We start from the raw sequence: 1366 nt of genomic DNA, 5'->3' as shown, positions 1-1366 counted from the left end.
AAGATAAGCGGGAATCCTCGGTAATTCAATTGCCGAGATGAAAGCGTAAACTGTGCATATCTGCACATTATAAGTAAAATATATTTATTTTTTTACTAAAAAATGCTGTATCCAGCTTTATTAAAAAAGAAAATATGTTCGGCATTTTATTGTGATATTCTTAATACTATGCTATACTATATGTATGAAGGAGAATCTTATACATTATCGCACTTGTGTGTGCAATATTAATTACCATATGGTATGGTCAGTGAAATACCGGCGGAAGATATTGAATGCGGAGATTGAAGCATATCTTCAGGAGCTGGTGCAGGAGATCGCAGCGGATAAAGGTTTTACCGTCCATTTGTTTGAATGCGGGGAAGGAGACCATGTGCACTGTTTTGTGTCTGCTCCTCCCAAATTATCCATAACTGCGATCGTGAAATATCTGAAAGGGATCACCGGCAGGAAATTATTCGAACGTTTTCCGGAAATAAGAGAACAGCTTTGGAAAGGAGAGCTGTGGAACCATTCCTATTATGTGGAAACGGTCGGGTCTGTGTCGGAAGAAAATATCCGCAGATATATTGAGCATCAGAGTAAAGCTTATTGAGATCATAGAGGTGGGAAATGCTGCTGTCAAAGAAAACATCCATAAAGGTCAGTCAGGAATATGCAAACGTCATCGGACATATGTGTTATGCGGCATCCAAGCTCTGGAATGTCTGTAATTACGAACGTCAGCATTACAAAGAAATGGGAATGGAGAAATACCCGGACTGGTATTATCAGAAAAAATCCCATAGAGAGGATCTGTGGTATAAACAGCTTCCATCTCAGACAGCCCAGGAAGTCTGCAAGCTGCTGGATAAAGCATGGAAATCTTTTTACGCCTTGAAAAGATCCGGAGGGATTGAGAATCCCAGACCACCGCGGTTTAAACAGGAAAGTATCCCCATTACCTATATGCAGATGGGAATTGTACATGAATGGGACACAGAAAAAGTCCGTCTGTCCCTTCCAAAAGCATTAAAAAGATATATGGAAGAAACGTATCAGATCCATGAGAACTTTCTTTATCTTGAAAATAAGATTTTCAGGGGCATGGATCAGATCAAACAGTTGCGGATCTACCCACCGGAAAAAGGTGAATGTAAAGTTATAGTTGTTTATGAGATTTCAGAGAGGGAAGAACTTTCGCAGAATGGACACTATCTGTCAGTTGATCTGGGACTTCATAATCTTATGACATGCTATGATTCCGGGAATGGGAATACATTTATCCTGGGCAGAAGATATCTTGCATTGGAAAGATATTTTCATAAAGAGATTGCAAGGGTGCAGGCACAATGGTATGGACAGCAGTCTGTGAAGGGAATAAAAC

2 protein-coding genes are annotated in these 1366 nt (G+C 40.0%); both read left to right on the top strand.

Going from position 1 to position 1366, the window contains the following annotated elements; genetic code table 11:
• Positions 1-184: 184 nt before the first annotated feature.
• Positions 185-595, top strand: coding sequence for an IS200/IS605 family transposase (gene tnpA, locus GPK81_RS14965; RefSeq protein ID WP_202030833.1), 411 nt, complete (start codon positions 185-187; stop codon positions 593-595).
• A gap of 17 nt (positions 596-612) precedes the next feature.
• Positions 613-1366: RNA-guided endonuclease InsQ/TnpB family protein (locus tag GPK81_RS14960; protein WP_252196673.1), on the top strand; the 754-nt coding region annotated here is incomplete at its 3' end.

Origin of the sequence: Blautia sp. MCC283, from assembly GCF_018785565.1 — a bacterium.
GTDB lineage: Bacteria > Bacillota > Clostridia > Lachnospirales > Lachnospiraceae > Blautia_A.
The sequence above is the reverse complement of the archived record's forward strand: the minus strand, read 5'-3'. Positions and strand labels throughout refer to the sequence as shown.